We start from the raw sequence: 18,518 nt of genomic DNA on the forward strand, positions 1-18,518 counted from the left end.
CCTCCCCCGCGCTTCATTGCGGTTGATCACGTAACCGGCGGGCCCCGGCGATTTTTTTGGCGTCTCACGCAAAATCCGGCCCGAGGGCCGGATTTTGCATCCCTGTCGCCGAAAAATCGTGTCAGATCAAGGAATTTTCGGCAAGGCCGCGCCGCTGGCCGGCCCGATCACGGGCACTCGCGCAGCAGCCGGTCGTGCTCCGCCGAGAGTCCGGCCAGATCGAACTCCTCGACCACCACCCCGGCGCCGAACGTCGTGACTTCGAGCACGAGGCGGCGGCCCATCAGGATGCGGTCGAACACCTTGCCGCGGAAGCGCACCTGCTGCACGGCGCGGTCCCTGCGCGGCAGGGTGCGCACCCGGCTCGGCTCGGAGTTGTCGAGGCGGAAGCGGTAGCGCGCGACGCCGCCGCGCTGCCCGAACCTGACAACCATCTCCTCGCGGCCGACCCGGACATCGGGCCTGCCGGGCGGGGAGATGACGCAGGCCACGCCATCGGTGAGGGGATCGCGCCGGCGCTCCAGCACCCAGCCCGCAGGCCCGCTCCCGGCCGGCGCCGCGGGCATATTCGTCGCCGGCTTGTCCGCCTGCGCCCCCTTGGCGCTCTCGGCGTCGAAGCACCGCAGCCGCTCGGCCGCGTCGGCGATGCCGGGACAGCGCGAGCCCTCCGCCACCGTCTCGGCTACCGCCGCCCCGGCGAGACCCAGCGGCACGGCCAGCGCCAGCGGCACGGCCAGCAGCGTCAGAAGCCTCCCGAGAGTCGTCATGGATATCTCCAGTCCGGGTGATCCAAGGATGTTGTTTAGAGCATTCTCCCCAAAAGTGGGAACCGGTTTTGCGAAAGAGAATGCGACAACTCAAGAACTTAGAGCGCCCGATCTGATGCAGTCAGATCGGATCGCGCTCTGGAACCTGTTCCCTGGCGATCGGCTCTCTTCTTCCCTCTCCCCTTGCGGGAGAGGGTGCCGAGCGATCAAGGAACGCGAGGCGGGTGAGGGGTGAATCCTCCAGCGTTCGCCCATATGCACCCCTCACCCGGCTCGACCTCGCTGACGCTCGGTCTCGCCACCCTCTCCCGCAAGGGGAGAGGGAAGAACGCCCCTCCCGGCGAGCATCCTCGCCAGATCGACCAACCTGGATTCAAATGGTTCTACGCCCGGCCCGCAGATCAGATCAGATCAGCGTGCCCGGCACGGTGCGGCTGTGGCCGCGGAACTCGGCGATCACGTCGCCGTCCGCGGTCAAGGTCACGTCATAGATGCCGGAGCGCTCGGCCCGGTGGCGCTCGCGCGCCAGCGCGGTGAGCTTCATGCCGATCTGGGCCGGCTTGAGGAAGCTGATCGAGCAGTGCTGCGCCACCGCCCGCTGCCCGTAGGAATTGCAGGCATAGGCGAAGGCGGTGTCGGCCAGCGCGAAGATGTAGCCGCCATGGCAGGTGCCGTGGCCGTTGACCATGGCCTCGGTCACCACCATCGACGCGGCGGCCTCGCCCGGCCCGACGTCATCGATGACGATGCCGAGCGCGGCGGGCGCCTTGTCGTCGGGCATCATCGCGTCGGCCGAGCGGCGGGCGATCTCTTCGGGCGTCATGTCCATTCGCGTTCTCTCGATACGTGCTTGCGGGGATTACGGCCCGAAGGCGCGGCGATCAACCGCCGCCTCGCCAGGAATTGCGTTTCCAGCCAAGGATTTCCGCCGAGACGTCCGCCGCGGTTCCGAAGGGAGCACTGGCAAGCGATCCCATTCGCCGGCCGCAGGGCGCGCCGGACATTGACAGAGGTCAATACGCCGGGCTCGCCAAAAGAGCAGCTTTCCACGCAAGGCAGCGATGCGCTATGAGCGCAGCCTGACAAAACTTCAGAAAAATGCGCGGACCAACCGCACCATGGAGGGGGAGCACCCATGACGGCAAGTATGACGGCAAGAGCCACGACGACAGTGACGGCAAGACTGCTGGCGGCCGCCCGGCTGACCGCAACGGCATCCATGCTGGCGCTCGGCCTCGCGGCTGGTTTCGGCGGGGTGGGCGCGGCCCAGGCCGGGGAGATCAGGATCGGCTCGGTCCTGTCGGCGACCGGGCCCGCCGCCTTCCTCGGCGACCCCGAGGAGAAGACGCTGAAGCTCTATGCCGAGGAGATCAACAAGGCCGGCGGCATCAACGGCGATACCATCAAGCTCGTCATCTATGACGATGGCGGCGACGCCGACAAGGCGCGCACCTTCGCCACCCGGCTGGTGGAAGAGGACAAGGTGGCCGCGGTGCTGGGCGGCACCACGTCGGGCACCACCATGGCGATGGTCCCGGTGTTCGAGGACGCCGAGATGCCGTTCATCTCGTTCGCCGGGGCGGTCGGCATCGTCGAGCCCACCAAGAAGTGGGTGTTCAAGACCCCGCACACCGACCGCATGGCCTGCGAGAAGATCTTCGAGGATCTCAAGAAGCAGAATTTGACCAAGGTCGGCATCATCTCCGGCACCGACGGCTTCGGCAAGTCGATGCGCGACCAGTGCGTCAAGGTCAATGCCAAGTACGACGTCGAGATCGTCGCCGAGGAGACCTACGGCCCGCGCGATTCCGACATGACCGCCCAGCTCACCAACCTCAAGGGCGCGCCCGGCATCCAGGCGCTGGTCAATCCCGGCATGGGCCAGGGGCCGGCGATCGTGACGCGCAACGTGCGCCAGCTCGGCATCGCGCTGCCGCTCTACCAGAGCCACGGCGTCGCCTCGAAGAGCTTCATCGAGCTGGCGGGCGATGCCGCCGAGGGCGTGCGCCTGCCCGCCGCCGCCATCCTGGTGGCCGAGAAGCTGCCGGACAGCGATCCCCAGAAGGCCATCGCGCTGGGCTACAAGACCTCCTATGAGGCGGCCACCAAGGGCCAGGTCTCGACCTTCGGCGGCCACGCCTTCGACGCGCTGTTCATCCTCAAGGGCGCGCTTGAGCGGGCGAAGTCGTCGGACGCCGCCAAGATCCGCGACGAGATCGAGAAGACCACGGGCTTCATCGGCACCGCCGGCATCTTCAACATGACGCCGGCCGACCATATGGGCCTCGACCTCACCGCCTTCAAAATGCTCGAAGTGCGCAGCGGTGACTGGACGCTGGTGGAGTGACGGCAGCACGGAACGCGTCGTCCCGGCCAAGCGCGCATGGCGCGCGCGAGCCGGGACCGCGAGCGGAATTCAGCACCCTTCGGCATGCGGTCCCGGGTCGCGGCTTCGCCTCGCCCGGGACGACGCGCAATGGACGATCTCAGCGGAAGTAACGTGATGGCCGATTTCGTCCAGTTCGCCATGTCGGGGCTGACCGTCGGCGCCGTCTATGCGCTCGTCGCGCTGGGCTTCACGCTGATCTACAACGCCTCCAGCGTGGTGAACTTCGCCCAGGGCGAGTTCGTCATGCTGGGCGGCATGGCGACCGTGTTCCTCGCCGCGCTCGGCCTGCCGATTCCGCTGGCGGCGCTCGCCGCGGTGGCGGTGGCGGTGGTCACCGGCCTCCTGGTGCACACCCTCGTCATCGAGCCCGCCCGCGGCGCCAATGCGGTGACGCTGATCATCCTCACCATCGGCGTGTCGCTGGTGCTGCGCGGCGCCGCCCCCCTGGTGTTCGACAAGCAGTTCCACAAGCTGCCCGGCTTCTCGGGCGAGGAGCCGGTGTCGCTGCTGGGCGCCCTGGTGCAGCCGCAGGCGTTCTGGGTGGTCGGCGGCACGGCGGTGATCGTGCTGGCGCTGAAGGTGTTCCTCGCCCACACGCTGTTCGGCAAGGCGGTGCTCGCCACCGCCGCCGACCGCATGGCGGCGCGCCTCTCCGGCATCAACACCTCCGTCATCGTCGGCTTCTGCTTCGCCATGTCGGCGGCCATCGGCGCCATCGCCGGCATCCTGGTCACGCCGATCACGCTGACCAGCTACGACGTCGGCGTGATCCTGTCGCTCAAGGGCTTCGCCGCGGCGGTGCTGGGCGGCATCGGCAATCCGCTGGGCGCGGTGGCCGGCGGGCTGCTGCTCGGCCTCTTGGAATCGTTTGCGGCCGGCTATCTGTCGTCCACCTACAAGGACGCGGTGGCCTTCGCCATCCTCATCGCCGTGCTGATCGTCATGCCGGGCGGGCTCGCCCGCGTGAAGCACGTGGAGCGGGTGTGATGGCGCTGAAGCTTTCCCCCGCCGTCCTGATCCTGATCGCCACCGTGCTGATCGTCGTATTGCCGGGCCTCGTGCTGCCCTCGCCCTATTACTACCGGGTGGGCGCGCTGGTGTTCATCAGCGCGCTGGCGGTGATCGGCCTCAATTTGCTGATGGGCTATGCCGGCCAGGTCAGCCTCGGCCATGCCGGCTTCTTCGCCATCGGCGCCTATGGCACCGCCATCCTGCCGGCGCAGCTCGGCTGGCCGCCACTGCTGGCCGCCGCCACCGGCGTCGTGCTGGCCGCCGCTCTGGCCTTCGCCATCGGCCGGCCGATCCTGCGGCTTCGCGGCCAGCACCTCGCCGTCGCCACGCTCGGCATCGGCATGCTGATCACCATGGTGCTGAACGCCGAGGTCGCCATCACCGGCGGCCCCGACGGCATGGCGGTGGCCCGCGCCACGGTGTTCGGCTTCAAGCTGCGCGCGCCGGAGACCTGGTACTGGATCAGCGGCGGCCTGCTGATCCTCGGCGTCGTCGCCGCGCTCAATCTTCTCAACAGCCCGACCGGGCGGGCGCTGCGCGCGCTGCACGATTCGGAGGTCGCCGCCGAGGTGCTGGGCATCGACGTCACCCGCTACAAGCTCGTGGTGTTCGTGGCCGCCTCCGTCTATGCCGCGGTGGCCGGGGCGGCGCTCGCTTTGTTCAGCGGCCACGTGACGCCGGACGTCGGCAGCTTCCTGCGCTCGGTCGAGTTCGTGACCATGGCGGTGATCGGCGGGCTCGGCTCGATCCTGGGCTCGATCGTCGGCGCCGCGGTGCTGGTCATCCTGCCCCAGGTGCTGACCGTGTTCCAGGAATACGAGACGCTGGTGCTCGGCGTGATGATCATCCTGTTCATGATTTTCCTGCGCGGCGGCATCGTGCCGGGGCTGGCCGCGCGCCTGACCGCGAGGCTCACGCCATGAGCATTCTGGCGGTCGACGGCCTCGGCATCGCCTTTGGCGGCATCCGCGCGCTCGACGCGGTGTCGTTCGCGGTGCCGCGCGGGATGATCTTTTCGATCATCGGCCCGAACGGCGCCGGCAAGACCACGCTGTTCAACGTGATCTCCGGCATCTACCGCACGACCGACGGCACCCTCGCCGTCGACGGCCTCGACGTCACCGGCCTGCGGCCGGCGACGCTGGCCAGCCTCGGCCTGTCGCGCACCTTCCAGAACCTGCAGCTCTTCACCCGCATGACGGTGCTGGAGAACGCGATGACCGGCCGCCACCGCCACGAGTCGCGGGCGATCCTCGGCCATCTCGTGCGCTCGCCGGCAACCCGCGCCCAGGAGCGGCGCTCGCGCGAGCTGGCCATGGCCTGCCTCGCCCGCGTCGGCCTCGACGGCGAGGCCGGCCGGCTGGCCGGCGCCCTGCCCTATGGCGCGATGAAGCGGCTGGAGATCGCCCGCGCGCTCGCCACCGAGCCGCGCCTCTTGCTGCTCGACGAGCCCGCCGCCGGCTGCAACGCCGCCGAGACCGAGGAGATCGACCGCCTGCTGGTCGATATCGCCGCGAGCGGCATCACCATCGTGCTGATCGAGCACGACATGAAGCTGGTGATGGGCATCTCGCACCGCGTGCTGGTGCTGGTCGAGGGCCGGGTGCTGACCGAGGGCGAGCCGCACGAGGTGGCGCGCGACCCGCGGGTCATCGAGGCCTATCTCGGCCGCGACGCCGCCCACCGCCTTGTCGAGGCCCCCTCCTATGCTTGAGGTGCATGACCTCGTCAGCGCCTATGGCCGCATCGAGGCCCTGCACGGCGTCTCGCTCAAGGTCGAGGCCGGCGAGGTCGTGGCCCTGGTCGGCGCCAACGGCGCCGGCAAGACCACGCTGCTGCGCGCCATCTCCGGCGTGCAGCCGATCCGGCGCGGCAGCGTCACCTTCGCCGGCCAGCGCATCGAGGCCTTGGCCGCCCACCGCCGCGTGGCGCTGGGCCTGGCGCAGGTGCCCGAGGGCCGGCACGTGTTCAAGCCGCTGAGCGTCGTCGACAATCTCCGGCTCGGCGCCTATCGCCGCGGCCGGGCCGAGGCCGAGCTGAGCCTGGGCTATGTCTACGACATGTTCCCGGTGCTGAAGGAGCGGCGCGACCAGGCGGCGGGCGCGCTGTCCGGCGGCCAGCAGCAGATGCTGGCGATGGGCCGCGCCCTCATGTCGCGGCCGAAGCTGCTTCTCCTGGACGAGCCGAGCATGGGCCTCGCGCCGCTCCTGGTCGAGCAGGTGTTCGCGGTGATCCGGCGGCTGGCGGCCGAGGGGGTGACCGTGCTCGTGGTCGAGCAGAACGCCTTCGCCGCCCTGCAGATCGCCGACCGCGGCTATGTCATCGAGACCGGCCGCATCGCGCTCTCCGGCACCGGCGCGGCGCTGATCGCCGAGCCGCGGGTCCGCGAGGCCTATTTGGGACTGTGACCCGCCAACAGCGCCGCCGGACGCGGTTTTCCGCATTGCGCGCCTGCTCAGGCTTTGCCCAGGGTGGCGTGCAATTGAACAGTTCTATAGAGTGCGCCGCCCTTGACAGGGGCATGACATTCCCAAAGGGCAAAAATCCCCAAAGGGCAAAGATTCCCGAAAGGGCAAGGATCCCCAAGAGGGCAAGGAATCCCAAGAGGGCCGGTATCGCGATGAACCTTCAAGTCAGAGATGTCGAGGTCGAGGCGGCGGGCACGGAGTCGCTGCCGCTGATGGGCAATGAGGCCATTGCCCGCGGCGCCTGGGAGGCGGGCGTGCGCGTCGCCGCCGCCTATCCCGGCACGCCGAGCACCGAGATCCTGGAGTCGCTGGCCGGCTATCCGGCGTCCGACCTCTATGCCGACTGGTCGACCAACGAGAAGGTGGCGCTCGACGTGGCCATCGGCGCGGCGCTCTCCGGCGTGCGGGCGATCTGCACCATGAAGCATGTCGGCCTCAACGTCGCCGCCGACTCGCTGATGTCGCAGTCCTATATCGGCGTCCATGGCGGCCTCGTCCTGATCGTCTGCGACGACCCCGGCATCCACTCCTCCCAGAACGAGCAGGACACCCGCCTGTTCGCCAAGCTGGCCGGCGTGCCGGTGCTGGAGCCCTCCGACGCCCAGGAGGCGTATGACTTCACCAAGCTGGCGTTCGAGCTCTCGGAAGCCTTCGACACGCCGGTGATCGTGCGCTCCACCACCCGCCTGTCGCACACTCGCTCGCTGGTGCGGGTCGGCAGCCGCAAGGTGCCGGCGCCGAAGGGCTTCGTCGACCAGCCGACCAAGACCGTGACCATCCCGGCCAATGCCCGCCGCCTCCACCCCAAGGTGATCGAGCGCGAGGCGCGGCTGGCGAAATTTCTCGAAGACTCCCCGCTCACCCGCTGGGAGAAGGGCGACACCCGCTTCGGCATCGTCACCGGCGCGACATCCTATCTCTACGTCAAGGAGGTCGCCCCCACCGCCTCCATCCTCAAGCTCGGCACCGCCTATCCGCTGCCCGACGAGACCATCAAGGCGTTTGCCGCCTCGGTCGACCGCCTGATCGTGGTCGAGGAGCTGGAGCCGGTGCTGGAGAAGGAGATCCGGGGGCTGGGCCTTGCGGCCGAGGGCAAGGCGTTCTTCCCGCGCATCGGCGAGTTCTCGCCCGAGCTGGTCCGCGCCGGCCTCGCCAAGGCCGGGCTGATGGACCCGGCGCCGGCGCCGCTGTCGCTCGACATCGAGCCGATGGCCCGCCCGCCGGTGCTGTGCTCGGGCTGCCCGCACACCGCCACCTTCCTGGCGCTGCGGGGCTTGAGCGCGCGGGTGGCCGGCGACATCGGCTGCTACACGCTGGCCGCCGTCGAGCCGCTGCGCTCGATCGACACCACCGTGTGCATGGGCGCCTCCATCGCCAACGCCACCGGCATGTCGCTGTCGGGCACCGAGACCAAGCCGATCGTCGCCACCATCGGCGACTCGACCTTCCTGCACTCCGGCATTCCGCCGCTGATCGACGCCGTCTATCACAAGGCCAACATCACGGTGGTGATCCTCGACAACGGCATCACCGCGATGACCGGCGGCCAGGACCATCCCGGTACCGGCCGCACGCTGCGCGGCGAGCCGGCGCCGCGGGTCGACTACGAGAAGCTGTGCCGCGCGGTGGGCGTGGAGTCGGTGCGCATCGTCGATCCCTACGAGGTCGGCCGGCTCTATCAGTCGCTGCGCGAGGCGATCTCGACCAAGGGCGTGTCGGTGGTCATCGCCCGCCGGCCGTGCGTGCTTGATCCGGTCAAGATCAAGGGCACGGCGCTGGCGGTGAACGCGGCGGGCTGCGTCGCCTGCCAGTCGTGCATGAATCTCGGCTGCCCCTCCATCACCTGGTCGGACGAGGTGCATGAGGGCCGCCACAAGGTGAAGATCGATCCGGCGAGCTGCATCGGCTGCACGGTGTGCGCCCAGGTCTGCCCCTCGGACTGCATCCAGCCGGTGCACTGAGCATGATGCGCAAAAGTGGGAACCGGTTTTGCGAGAACATCATGCTCAACCAAATAACGATATCGCATCGACGGTGCCGGCAAAGTCCGAAGGTCGCCGAAGCATGATGCGCAAAAGTGGGAACCGGTTTTGCGTAAATGACCTTTGCGCAGAAGATCTTTACGCAAGAAGCCTTTGCAGGCGAGACCGCAACACCTCAAGGACGTCGGGCACCGCTCCGATCCGATCAGTCAGGCCGATGCTCCCGTGAACGCCAGGCGCACGAAGATGACCGCTGCAAACACCGCTCTCCCCTTGGACGACGCCGCGGCCGCGGCCGACCCCAACCCGGCGCAGGCGCGCAACATCATGATCGTCGGCGTCGGCGGCCAGGGCGTGCTGATGATCTCCAAGGTGATGGCGCTCTTGGGCCAGCGCCAGGGCCTGCAGGTCAAGCAGAGCGAAGTGCACGGCATGGCCAAGCGCGGCGGCATCGTGTTCAGCCATGTGCGCTTCGGCAAGGAGGTGTGGTCGCCGACCATCGCCAAGGGCGACGCCGACGCGCTGATCGCGCTGGAATGGGCGGAAGGCCTGCGCTGGCTCGACCATCTCAAGCCCGACACCGGCGTGTTCATCGCCGACACGCGGCGCATCGTGCCGCCGTTTGCCTGCCGCAGCCGCAAGCACGGCGCCACCACCAATTATGCGCGCGAGACCCCGGCCGAGATCGTCGGCCGCATTGCCGACGGCTATGCGCTCGACGCCACCTCGATCGCCGAGGAACTGGGCGACGTGCGCGCCGCCAACACCGTGCTGCTCGGCACGCTGTCGGTGTCGCTCGGCGATCCGGCGGCCGAGTGGCTGGCGGTGATCGAGGAGCTGGTGCCGAAGCGCACCCGCGAGATCAACCGCAAGGCGTTCGAGGCCGGCCGCGCCTGGGCCGAGGCCGCGCGCGCCGACCCCGAACTGCGCTTCGACAAGACCATCGCCTGGCGCCCCGCCAGCCGGCCGCATGCCGACGTGTCGTTCGAGGTCACGATCAATCCGGCCTGGTGCAAGGGCTGCGACATCTGCGTGAAGCTGTGCCCGGAGCGCTGCCTTGCGATGTCGCGCGAGCAGGTCGCGACGGTCAAGCATCCCGAAGCCTGCACCGGCTGCCATGTGTGCGAATGGCTGTGCCCGGACTTCGCCATTTCCGTCAAAACCAACGTGCGTGAATCCGCGACCGCGTGATGTCCTCTTCCCTTCATTCGCTTCAAGGCAACAAGGCCTGCGCACTGGCGGCCATTGCCGCTGGCTGCCGCTTTTTCGCCGGCTACCCCATCACCCCCTCCTCCGAGATCGCCGAGCAGATGTCGCGCGATCTGCCGCGCGTCGATGGCGTGTTCGTGCAGATGGAGGACGAGATCGCCTCGCTCGCCGCGGTAATCGGCGCCTCGCTCGGCGGCTCCAAGGCGATGACCGCCACCTCCGGCCCCGGCTTCTCGCTGATGCAGGAGAATCTCGGCTTCGCCGCGATGACCGAGGTGCCCTGCGTCATCATCAATGTGATGCGCGGCGGCCCCTCCACCGGCATGCCGACCAAGCCGGCGCAGGGCGACATCATGCAGGCGCGCTGGGGCACCCATGGCGACCACCCCATCATCGTGGTGGCGCCGGCCTCGGTGCAGGAGGTCTATGCCGAGACCATCCGCGCCTTCAATCTGTCGGAACGGTTCCGCGTGCCGGTGGTGGTGCTCTACGACCAGATCATCGCCCACCTGATCGAGACCGTCGAGCTGCCGCCCAAGGGCTCGATCCACACGGTCGAGCGCAAATGGGCGAGCGGCACCGAGGAGGGCTTCAAGCCCTACGCTGAGACCGACGACCTCGTGCCGGTGATGGCCCGCCCCGGCGACGGCCATCGCCTGCACGTGACCGGCCTCACCCACACCGAGGACGGCTTTCCGACCCAGAAGCCCGACCTCGCCGCGCACGCGTTGAACCGCATCCTCGACAAGATCGAGCGCAACCGCGCCGAGATCGACAAGGTCGAGCAGATCGAGACCAAGGACGCCGGCACCGTCATCGTTGCCGTCGGCATCGCCGCGCGCGCCGCGCGCCGCGCCGTGCAGATGCTGCGCTCAGAGGGCATCCGCGCCGGCCTGGTGCGGCCGGTGACGCTGTGGCCGTTCCCGGACGAGGCGCTGCGCGCCGCCACCGCCAATGCCCGCGCCGTGCTGGTGCCGGAGATGAACGCCGGCCAGCTCATCCATGAGGTCCAGCGCGTGGTCGGCGGCAGCGCCAAGGTCGCCGGCCTCAACCGCGTGGACGGCGAACCGATCCCGCCCGCCGCCATCGCCCAGAAGGTTCGGGAGCTTGTCGCCGATGAATGAGATCGCCCGCGTGTCCGACTTCGACGTGAAGGACTATCTGCGGCTCAATCTGATGCCGCACTTCATGTGCCCGGGCTGCGGCCACGGCATCGCGCTGCGCTCGCTGTTGTGGGCGGTGCACGAGCTTGGCATCGACCGCAACAAGCTCGCCGTCGTCTGCGGCATCGGCTGCTCGGGCCGCACCGGCGCCTATATCGACGCCAACACCTTCCACACCACCCACGGCCGGCCGCTGGCCTTCGCCACCGGGCTGAAGCTGGCGCGCCCCGACCTGACCGTGGTGGTGATCACCGGCGACGGCGACTGCCTGGCCATCGGCGGCAATCATCTGATCCACGCCTGCCGGCGCAATCTCGACATCACCTGCCTGATGCTCAACAATGAGATCTACGGCATGACCGGCGGCCAGGTGTCGCCGACCACCTCCGCGACGCGGGTGACCTCGACCACGCCCGCCGGCAACACCGAGCCGACCTTCGACGCCTGCAAGCTGGCGGATGCGGCGGGCGCGAGCTTCGTCGGCCGCGAGGTGACGCGGCAGGCGCCGGCGCTGAAGAACCTGATCCGCGCGGCGATCGAGCACGACGGCTTCTCGTTCGTCGAGGTGATGTCGGACTGCACCGAGATCTATGGCCGCAAGAACGAACTCGGCGAGTCGGCCGAGATGATCCTGAGCCAGAAGAGCGACATGGTGCCGGACGGGCTCGGCAATGCGCCGGACCAGCCGTTCCGCCCGAACCGCATGGCCACCGGCATCCTCGCCCGCCACGCAAGGCCCGAATACGGCCGAACCTATCGCGAGCGCTCGGCCGAGCTGCGCGCCGGGACGGAGGGCTGACCATGACCGGAATGGAGCGCACCGAGATCCGCCTCGCCGGCTCCGGCGGCCAGGGCCTGATCCTGGGCATGCAGATCCTGTTCCGCGCGCTGGGGCTGGAGGGCAAGCGCGCCGCCCAGTCGCAGAGCTACGAGCCGACCTCGCGCGGCGGCTACTGCTATTCCGACCTGATCCTCGCCAGCGATCCGTCCGACTATCCGCTGGTCACCGGCCTCGACATGATCGCCGCCCTCTCCCAGGTCGGCATCGACCGCTCGCTTCCCTTCATCAAGCCGGGCGCGCTGGTGATCGTCGACGAGCGCCTCGTCGAGACGCCGCCCACCGGCCCGTTCAAGCTGCACGTGCTGCCGCTCAGCCAGCGCGCCGCCGCCATCGGCTCGCCGCGCATCGCCAACATCATCGCGCTCGGCGCGCTGGCGCGGCTGTCAGGCGTGTGCGGCAAGGATTCGCTGGAGACCGCGGTGTGCCTGGAGACGCCGCCGAAATTCGCCGAGCTCAACATCGCCGCGGTCCGGGCAGGCTTCGCGATCGAGCGCCTCGCGCCCGCGGGGTGAGATCCACGCGTCGCCCCGGGCAAGCACCGAAGGTGCACGACCCGGGACCGTTTTCAGAGCGAGGGCCTTTTCCTGCGAACGATCCCGGGTCTCGGCTCCGCCTCGCCCGGGATGACGCGAACATGAGGTCGTCGTCCCGGGCAAGCACCGAAGGCGCGCGACCCGGGACCGTTTTCAGAACGAGGGCCTTTTCCTGCGAACGATCCCGGCTCTCGCTTCGCTCGGCCGGGATGACGCAACAGGACGACCATCTCACCGCCGGGCGCCATAATAGAGCTTGCACACGCCCTCGGGGCTGTTGGCACCCTCGACGACGGCGCAGCGGTTCGGCGATTTGAAGTTGGCGCAGTTGGCGCAGCGCCTGCCGCCCGAGGCGACGTGATAGTCGGCGTCGCGCTGCGTCGATTTCCTGGGCGTGTTGGCCTCGGCCCAGTCCGCCCAGCTCTGCCCGGGCGGCGGCCCGAAGGCGCCGGCCGGTCCGCTTGAAGCCGGAATGCCGATCAGCGCCGCCGCAGCCGCACCGGCGCCGCCGCGCAGCAGACCGCGCCGCGACGGGTTTTCGCAAGAGTATGTCATGCCAGTCGTCTTCCATTCCCTCGCCCGGAACCGAATCGCGGGCATGGAACGCTAGACTTCGGGCACTGACGGCCGGGTGACGGGAGATGTCAGGGTTTTGTCAGCTTCAACGCGTCGCTCAGAGCTTGAGACGCGGCGCTCAGAACGGCATCACCCGCTCGGCAACCATGTAGCCGGCAAGCAGCGCCGCGCCGAACGCCGCCACCGCCAGCGCCGCCAGGAATTCCATGCCGCGCAGCGCCAGTTCGCCCCGGCCGCTGGAAGCCACCGCAACTTTCAGCGCGGCTCTTTTGGCGAACACCGCCAGCGCCGCGATGGCCGCCACCGTCGTCGCCGTGCCGAGCGCCATGGCGAAGGTCGCCGCCACGCCGAGCCACAGCACGCCGTTGGCGAGCGCGAACACCAGCACCACCAGCGCCCCCGAGCACGGACGAAGGCCCACCGACAGCACCGCCGCCGCGGCGCGCGCCAGGCCGCCGGGCGCGGCGAGATCGGCGGGGTCGAGATGGGCGGTATGATCGCAGCCCGGGCCGCAGCCGGCCACCGCGCCGCCGCGCCACGCCGTCCACAGCGCCCGGCCCTTGGTCCAGGCGAGCCACAGGCCGAGCCCGAGCACGCCGGCATAGGCCGTGGTCTCGATCACCTGCACCGTCGCGCCCATTTCGAGTGCGGTCATGCGCACCATCGTCGCCGCAATGCCGACGAGCGCCACTGCAACGAGCGCCTGCACCATCGCAGCGGCGAACGCGAGCGCCGCACCGCGCCGCCATGTCGCCTCATTGGCCAGCAGATAGGCCGAGATCACCGCCTTGCCGTGGCCGGGACCGGCGGCATGGAACACCCCATAGGCGAGGCTCAGCGCGACGAGGCCGCCCGCCGCCGTAGGGTCGGTGCGGGCCGCCCGGAGCGCCTGGGTCAGGCCGCGGTAGAACTCCGCCTGCACCGACAGGATCCAGCCGAGGATTCCGTCCGGCAGCGGCGGGGGCGGCTTGGGGCCGACGCCGAACGGCCCGCTTTGGGCCAGCGCCGGCAACGACACGAGCGCGACCGCGGCCAGCACCAGCCCGGCCCGAACGGCGCACCGGCTCACGGGCATTTCACCGTCGCGCGGTTGGCGAACTGCGCGCCGAAATCGCTGGAGGCGGTGAGGCTGTTGAAAAACGACTCGGAGAGCGTCAGCGGCTGGCCGGGCTGCAGCGGCTTCGGCCGCTCGATCGCGACGCTGCAGCCGGCCGGCGCGCCGGCGAGCGTGATCGCCTCATCGCCATCGGCAAAGGCGAACGAGACGAACATCGTCGGATCATAGACTTCGAGCCGCAGGCTGTCCTTGGATACCACCGGCTTCTGCAGCGGCAGCGTGAAGTGCAGCACCAGAACATCCTTCTGCTGCTCAAGATAATAATCGGTCGGATCGGCGAAAGCGAGCTTGCGCGACCCGGACTTGGCATAGGTGAAGTAGTCGAATTCCTTCAGGGATTCGACATTGGTCTTGGCAAGCTCGGCCAGTTCCTCGCGCGACAGCTTGCCGTCATGGTCGGCGTCCAGCCCCTGCGTCGCAAAGGCCGAGAACATGTCGTCGAATTCCCAGGTCAGGCGGACGCCGGTCACCGCACCCTCAGGGGTGTAGAGCAGCTCGCTCTTGGCGATCACCCAGACGTGCGGATGGGCGCGCGCCGCATCCGGCACCAGCCCCGTCAGCACGAGGCCGAGCACCCCGGCAAACGCCCAGCCCGTCAACGACTTCCGGCGAACTCCCATGGACTTCCGGCGAACTCCAATCCGCGCTCCCTCTTGCGGGTGTCGGCCGGGAGTGCGGCGGAACGGTGGCCGCCCCGGCGGATCGCAGTGCCCGCTCAGCGCATCACGATCACCGGCGCGCCGACATGGACGCGCTCATAGAGGTCGACCACATCGGAATTGTGCATGCGGAAGCAGCCATTGGACGAGGCGGTACCGATCGACCACGGCTTGGTGGTGCCGTGGATGCGGTACTCGCTCCAGCCCAGATAGAGCGCGCGCACGCCGAGCGGATTGCCCGGTCCGCCCCGCATGTAGCTCGGCAGGGACGGGTTGGCGTTGCGCATGCGCGCTGTCGGCCGCCAATCGGGATTGGCGCGCTTGGCCGACACCCAGCTCTCGCCCGACCACTGCCGGATCGGCTCGCCGACCGCGATGCCGTAGCGGTAGGCCTTGCCGTTGCCGAGGGTCAAATAGAGCCGGCGCTCGGAGGTCTTCACCACCAGCGTACCGGGCTCATAGGCCCCGTCGAAATCCACGAGCTGCGGCCCCGGCCGCACCGACCGGTCGCCGCGCTCCGTCGCCGCGAAGCTCTGCGTCGAGACCGCCACCGAAAGGATCGCTGCCGCGGCGAGCGCGAGCACCGTATTCCGTTGCACCGTCAACATGGTCTTCCGCCCCACTGCTTACTCAACTGACTCTAAGACGCAGAAGCCCACCTTTGGGTTCATTTTTGCCACAATGAAGTCAAGTCCACGCTTGACCCGCGGGCTGTCCGGCTGCGCTCCACGAACGCCACGATTTGACCACGTTGCGTTGAAAAGACTGTTAAACTTCGCGTCGTCCCGGGCGCCTCGATTGGCCGAGGCCCGCCGGATGCCCGGGAGAAGGGTGCCAACCCGCCCGCTGTGCGCCGGCAGGCACGATGCAGGTCAGGCATGTGCGCGGCACAACCGCCATGCCCCATGCCTGCCCAGATTCGAAATGATACGGTTTCCGGCTGATAAAGCCGGAGAACCATCTTCCGATCGCCGAAAAATCCCTTCCAACTCAAGGATTTTTCGGCGAGACCGTTTCCGGTATCCCGAAGGGATCAACCGGAAACCGTATGCCGTGTTCACCCTCGGCGCGTCGCCACCCACTCCCCCGAAGGCCCCGTGAACGCCCCCGCCACTCCTCCGGTCGTCGTGACCCAGCCGCGGCGGCAGCGCCTCGCCGGCATCGCTCTGATGTGCGCGGCGCTCGCCTGCTTCTGCTGCCTCGATACCTCCGCCAAATGGCTCAGCCTCCACATGGACACGCTCCAGGTGGTGTGGGCGCGCTACACCGCGGCCTTCCTGCTGACCTTCGTCGTCGTCAATCCCTGGACGGTGCCCGGCCTCATCCGCACCCGGCGGCCGGCGCTGCAGCTCGGCCGCTCGGCGCTGCTGCTGGCCTCGACGGTGCTCAATTTCATGGCGCTGCGCTATCTGCGCCTCGACCAGACCATGTCGATCGTCTTCACCACGCCGTTCTTCGTCGCGGTGCTGGCCGGGCCGATCCTCGGCGAATGGATCGGCTGGCGGCGCTGGCTGGCGATCCTGGTCGGGTTCTGCGGCGTGCTGGTGATCACCCGGCCCGGCCTCGGCGACGTCCATTGGGCCGCCGGCCTGTCGCTGCTCGGGGCGGTGGCCTACGCCATCTACAACATCGCGACCCGCGTGCTGGCGAGCCACGATTCGGCGCTGACCACGCTGTTCTATTCCAATCTGGTCGGCTTCCTGGTCACCTCGGTGCCGCTGCCCTTCGTGTGGGTGGCGCCCGGCGAGCCGCTGCAGATCGTTGCCATGGTGGCGGTGGGCGCCTTCGGCAGCTTCGGCCACTGGCTGCTCATCAAGGCCCACCACAAGGCGCCGGCCGGGGTGCTGGCGCCGTTCATCTATACCCAGATCGTCTGGATGGTGATCGCCGGCTATCTCGTGTTCGGCGACCTGCCCGACCTGTGGACAGTTGCCGGCAGCGCCATCGTCATCGCCTCGGGCCTGTATTTGATCTATCGCGAGCGGGCCCGCCGCACGGCCGCGCCCGATGGAGTCCCGCATGACCGACACCCCGCCCCAGATCCTGGTGCCCCGGCCCGTGATGCCGATGATTCTCGACCAGCTCGGCCAGCGCTTCCGGCTTCTCAGGCTGTGGGAGACGGGCGGCGAGACGGCGCTTGAGGCGGCCGCCCCGCACATCCGCGCCCTTGCCTCCACGGTGGGCGGCGCGCCGGTCGACGCGGCGCTGCTGGACCGCCTGCCGAAGCTGGAGATCATCGCCAGTTTCGGGGTCGGCTACGACCACATCGACGCCGCGGCTGCCGGCCGGCGCGGCGTGGTGGTGACCAACACCCCCGACGTACTGACCGAGGAGGTGGCCGACACCGCGCTCGGCCTGCTGATCGGCACGGTGCGCCAACTGCCGCAGGCCGAGCGCTATCTGCGCGCCGGCAAGTGGCGGGAGGCGAACTTTCCGCTCAGCCCCTCGCTGCGCGACCGAAGCGTCGGCATCTACGGCATGGGGCGCATCGGCCGGGCCATCGCCCGCCGGCTCGACGCCTTCGGCGTGCCGGTGGCCTATTTCAGCCGCACCGCCCACGCCGACGTGCCCTATCCCTATCATCCCGACCTCGTTGCGCTCGCCCGCAACGTCGACACGCTGATCGCCATCGCCCCGGGCACGCCGGAGACCCGCGCCGCCATCAATGCCGAGGTGCTGGCCGCGCTGGGGCCGCGCGGCATCCTGATCAATGTCGCGCGCGGCTCGGTGGTCGACGAGCCGGCGCTGATCGAGGCGCTGAAGACCGGCACCATCCTGTCCGCCGGCCTCGACGTGTTCGCCGACGAGCCGAACGTGCCGGCCGAGCTGATCGCCATGGAGCACGTGGTGCTGCTGCCGCATGTCGGCTCGGCCGCGCTCTACACCCGCCAGGCTATGGCGCAACTCACGATCGACAATCTGGTGAGCTGGTTCGAGGGGCGCGGCCCGTTAACCCCGGTACCGGAAACGCCGTGGCGGAATTCGCCCAACGCATGATATTTTGTTACTCAAATCGGGGTTCATCGTTCGAATCCGCCGGGGTTCGGACCTGCTGGGAATAGGGGCATGCGCGCATTTCTGCTTTGTCTGGCCTTATCCTTGGCCAGCCCCGCCATGGCCGAGACCGCCAAGCCGCAGAAGGCGCCCGAGGCGGTGCCGGCCGCCACAGTGCCCGACGAGGTTCGCGACCTGGCCGGGGCATTCGAGATCACCGACGCCGAATCGACCCGCCGCTGCGCGATGACGCTGGATGCGCGCGTGCAGAGCGGCGGCTTTGCGCTGGCGTTCGACAAGCCGGCCTGCGCCGCCGCGCTGCCCTTCCTGTCGACGGTGAACGCCTGGGCGCTGGGCCCGGCCGGCGCCATCCGCCTCATCGACGGCACCGGCCGCACGGTGGCCGAGTTCGGCGAGACCGAGGACGGCCTCTACGAGATGGCCCGCTCCGGCGAGGGCATCTTCTTCCTGTCGCGCGCCGGCGGCTCGGAGCCGCCGGGCCCGGTGCCGGCCGATCTCGCCGGCACCTGGAGCTTCGCCCGCCAGCCGGACCGGCCGATCTGCAAGGTGACGCTGACCGAGAAGCCGGCCACCGAAGACACTTTCAAGCTGTCGCTCGCCGCCGGCTGCGACCAGACCATCACGTCGTTCGCCCCGGTGTCGTGGCGGATCGAGCGCACCGACATGGTGATCCTCTCCAGCAGCGGCGACCAGCTCCGCTTCGAGCAGACCGAGGACAATGTCTGGCGCAAGGTGCCCGAGGGCAACCGGCCGCTGCTGCTGATCCGCTGAGCGGAAATCCGGCCTGC

General features: G+C 69.0%; 19 protein-coding genes. 13 read left to right on the forward strand and 6 right to left on the reverse strand.

Annotation, left to right across the window (positions count from 1 at the left end):
- Positions 1-167: 167 nt before the first annotated feature.
- Positions 168-767: a hypothetical protein gene (locus tag F1193_RS06535; RefSeq protein WP_150096870.1), complete on the reverse strand. Its 600-nt coding sequence runs from the start codon at positions 765-767 to the stop codon at positions 168-170.
- A gap of 406 nt (positions 768-1,173) precedes the next feature.
- Entirely contained in the window at positions 1,174-1,596 is a 423-nt protein-coding gene (gene paaI / locus F1193_RS06540; protein WP_210247312.1) for a hydroxyphenylacetyl-CoA thioesterase PaaI, read from the reverse strand.
- Between the two features lie 390 nt (positions 1,597-1,986).
- Here paaI and F1193_RS06545 point away from each other — a divergent pair, with 390 nt between their 5' ends.
- From F1193_RS06545 to F1193_RS06590, 10 genes are all read left to right on the forward strand, one after another.
- Positions 1,987-3,114 carry an ABC transporter substrate-binding protein gene (locus F1193_RS06545; RefSeq protein WP_210247314.1) on the forward strand — a complete coding sequence of 376 codons (1,128 nt, stop codon included), beginning with the start codon at positions 1,987-1,989 and terminating at the stop codon, positions 3,112-3,114.
- Positions 3,115-3,270: 156 nt separating this feature from the next.
- Positions 3,271-4,143, forward strand: coding sequence for a branched-chain amino acid ABC transporter permease (locus F1193_RS06550; protein WP_150096924.1), 873 nt, complete (start codon positions 3,271-3,273; stop codon positions 4,141-4,143).
- Positions 4,143-5,090: a branched-chain amino acid ABC transporter permease gene (locus tag F1193_RS06555; RefSeq protein ID WP_150096871.1), complete on the forward strand. Its 948-nt coding sequence runs from the start codon at positions 4,143-4,145 to the stop codon at positions 5,088-5,090. The genes F1193_RS06550 and F1193_RS06555 overlap by 1 nt, the downstream gene beginning before the upstream one ends.
- Entirely contained in the window at positions 5,087-5,881 is a 795-nt protein-coding gene (locus F1193_RS06560) for an ABC transporter ATP-binding protein (RefSeq protein ID WP_150096872.1), read from the forward strand. The genes F1193_RS06555 and F1193_RS06560 overlap by 4 nt, the downstream gene beginning before the upstream one ends.
- Positions 5,874-6,575, forward strand: a complete 702-nt coding sequence (locus F1193_RS06565; RefSeq protein WP_150096873.1) for an ABC transporter ATP-binding protein — start codon at positions 5,874-5,876, stop codon at positions 6,573-6,575. Before F1193_RS06560 ends, F1193_RS06565 begins: the two co-directional genes overlap by 8 nt.
- 212 nt (positions 6,576-6,787) lie before the next feature.
- Positions 6,788-8,596 carry an indolepyruvate ferredoxin oxidoreductase subunit alpha gene (iorA, locus tag F1193_RS06570; RefSeq protein WP_150096874.1) on the forward strand — a complete coding sequence of 603 codons (1,809 nt, stop codon included), beginning with the start codon at positions 6,788-6,790 and terminating at the stop codon, positions 8,594-8,596.
- Positions 8,597-8,863: 267 nt separating this feature from the next.
- Positions 8,864-9,808, forward strand: coding sequence for a 2-oxoacid:acceptor oxidoreductase family protein (locus F1193_RS06575; protein WP_150096875.1), 945 nt, complete (start codon positions 8,864-8,866; stop codon positions 9,806-9,808).
- Positions 9,808-10,950 (forward strand): 2-oxoacid:acceptor oxidoreductase subunit alpha, encoded by a 1,143-nt coding sequence (locus F1193_RS06580; RefSeq protein ID WP_150096876.1) that lies wholly within the window; start codon positions 9,808-9,810, stop codon positions 10,948-10,950. The genes F1193_RS06575 and F1193_RS06580 overlap by 1 nt, the downstream gene beginning before the upstream one ends.
- Positions 10,943-11,788 carry a 2-oxoacid:ferredoxin oxidoreductase subunit beta gene (locus tag F1193_RS06585; RefSeq protein ID WP_150096877.1) on the forward strand — a complete coding sequence of 282 codons (846 nt, stop codon included), beginning with the start codon at positions 10,943-10,945 and terminating at the stop codon, positions 11,786-11,788. Before F1193_RS06580 ends, F1193_RS06585 begins: the two co-directional genes overlap by 8 nt.
- A gap of 2 nt (positions 11,789-11,790) precedes the next feature.
- Complete coding sequence (locus F1193_RS06590) at positions 11,791-12,342, forward strand: 2-oxoacid:acceptor oxidoreductase family protein (RefSeq protein ID WP_150096878.1); 552 nt, start codon at positions 11,791-11,793, stop codon at positions 12,340-12,342.
- A 252-nt stretch (positions 12,343-12,594) separates the two neighbouring features.
- On the opposite strand, the gene F1193_RS06595 is transcribed toward F1193_RS06590, so the two are convergent.
- The 4 genes from F1193_RS06595 to F1193_RS06610 form a co-directional block, all read right to left on the reverse strand.
- Positions 12,595-12,918 carry a high potential iron sulfur protein gene (locus F1193_RS06595; protein ID WP_150096879.1) on the reverse strand — a complete coding sequence of 108 codons (324 nt, stop codon included), beginning with the start codon at positions 12,916-12,918 and terminating at the stop codon, positions 12,595-12,597.
- Positions 12,919-13,057: 139 nt separating this feature from the next.
- The gene (locus F1193_RS06600; protein WP_150096880.1) at positions 13,058-14,014 is read right to left on the reverse strand and encodes a nickel/cobalt transporter; all 957 of its coding nucleotides are present in this window, start codon (positions 14,012-14,014) and stop codon (positions 13,058-13,060) included.
- Positions 14,005-14,676 carry a DUF1007 family protein gene (locus F1193_RS06605; protein ID WP_150096881.1) on the reverse strand — a complete coding sequence of 224 codons (672 nt, stop codon included), beginning with the start codon at positions 14,674-14,676 and terminating at the stop codon, positions 14,005-14,007. The genes F1193_RS06600 and F1193_RS06605 overlap by 10 nt, the downstream gene beginning before the upstream one ends.
- 95 nt (positions 14,677-14,771) lie before the next feature.
- Positions 14,772-15,323, reverse strand: a complete 552-nt coding sequence (locus F1193_RS06610) for a L,D-transpeptidase (protein ID WP_150096882.1) — start codon at positions 15,321-15,323, stop codon at positions 14,772-14,774.
- Between the two features lie 489 nt (positions 15,324-15,812).
- On the opposite strand from F1193_RS06610, the gene F1193_RS06615 reads away from it, so the two are divergent.
- The 3 genes from F1193_RS06615 (at position 15,813) to F1193_RS06625 (ending at position 18,501) form a co-directional block, all read left to right on the forward strand.
- The gene (locus tag F1193_RS06615; protein ID WP_246164172.1) at positions 15,813-16,856 is read left to right on the forward strand and encodes a DMT family transporter; all 1,044 of its coding nucleotides are present in this window, start codon (positions 15,813-15,815) and stop codon (positions 16,854-16,856) included.
- A complete protein-coding gene (locus F1193_RS06620; protein ID WP_246164175.1) occupies positions 16,777-17,712 on the forward strand; it encodes a 2-hydroxyacid dehydrogenase in 936 nt (311 codons plus the stop codon). The genes F1193_RS06615 and F1193_RS06620 overlap by 80 nt, the downstream gene beginning before the upstream one ends.
- 117 nt (positions 17,713-17,829) lie before the next feature.
- Entirely contained in the window at positions 17,830-18,501 is a 672-nt protein-coding gene (locus tag F1193_RS06625) for a protease inhibitor Inh/omp19 family protein (protein ID WP_170263423.1), read from the forward strand.
- Positions 18,502-18,518 lie beyond the last annotated feature (17 nt).

This window comes from Blastochloris sulfoviridis (assembly GCF_008630065.1).
GTDB lineage: Bacteria > Pseudomonadota > Alphaproteobacteria > Rhizobiales > Xanthobacteraceae > Blastochloris > Blastochloris sulfoviridis.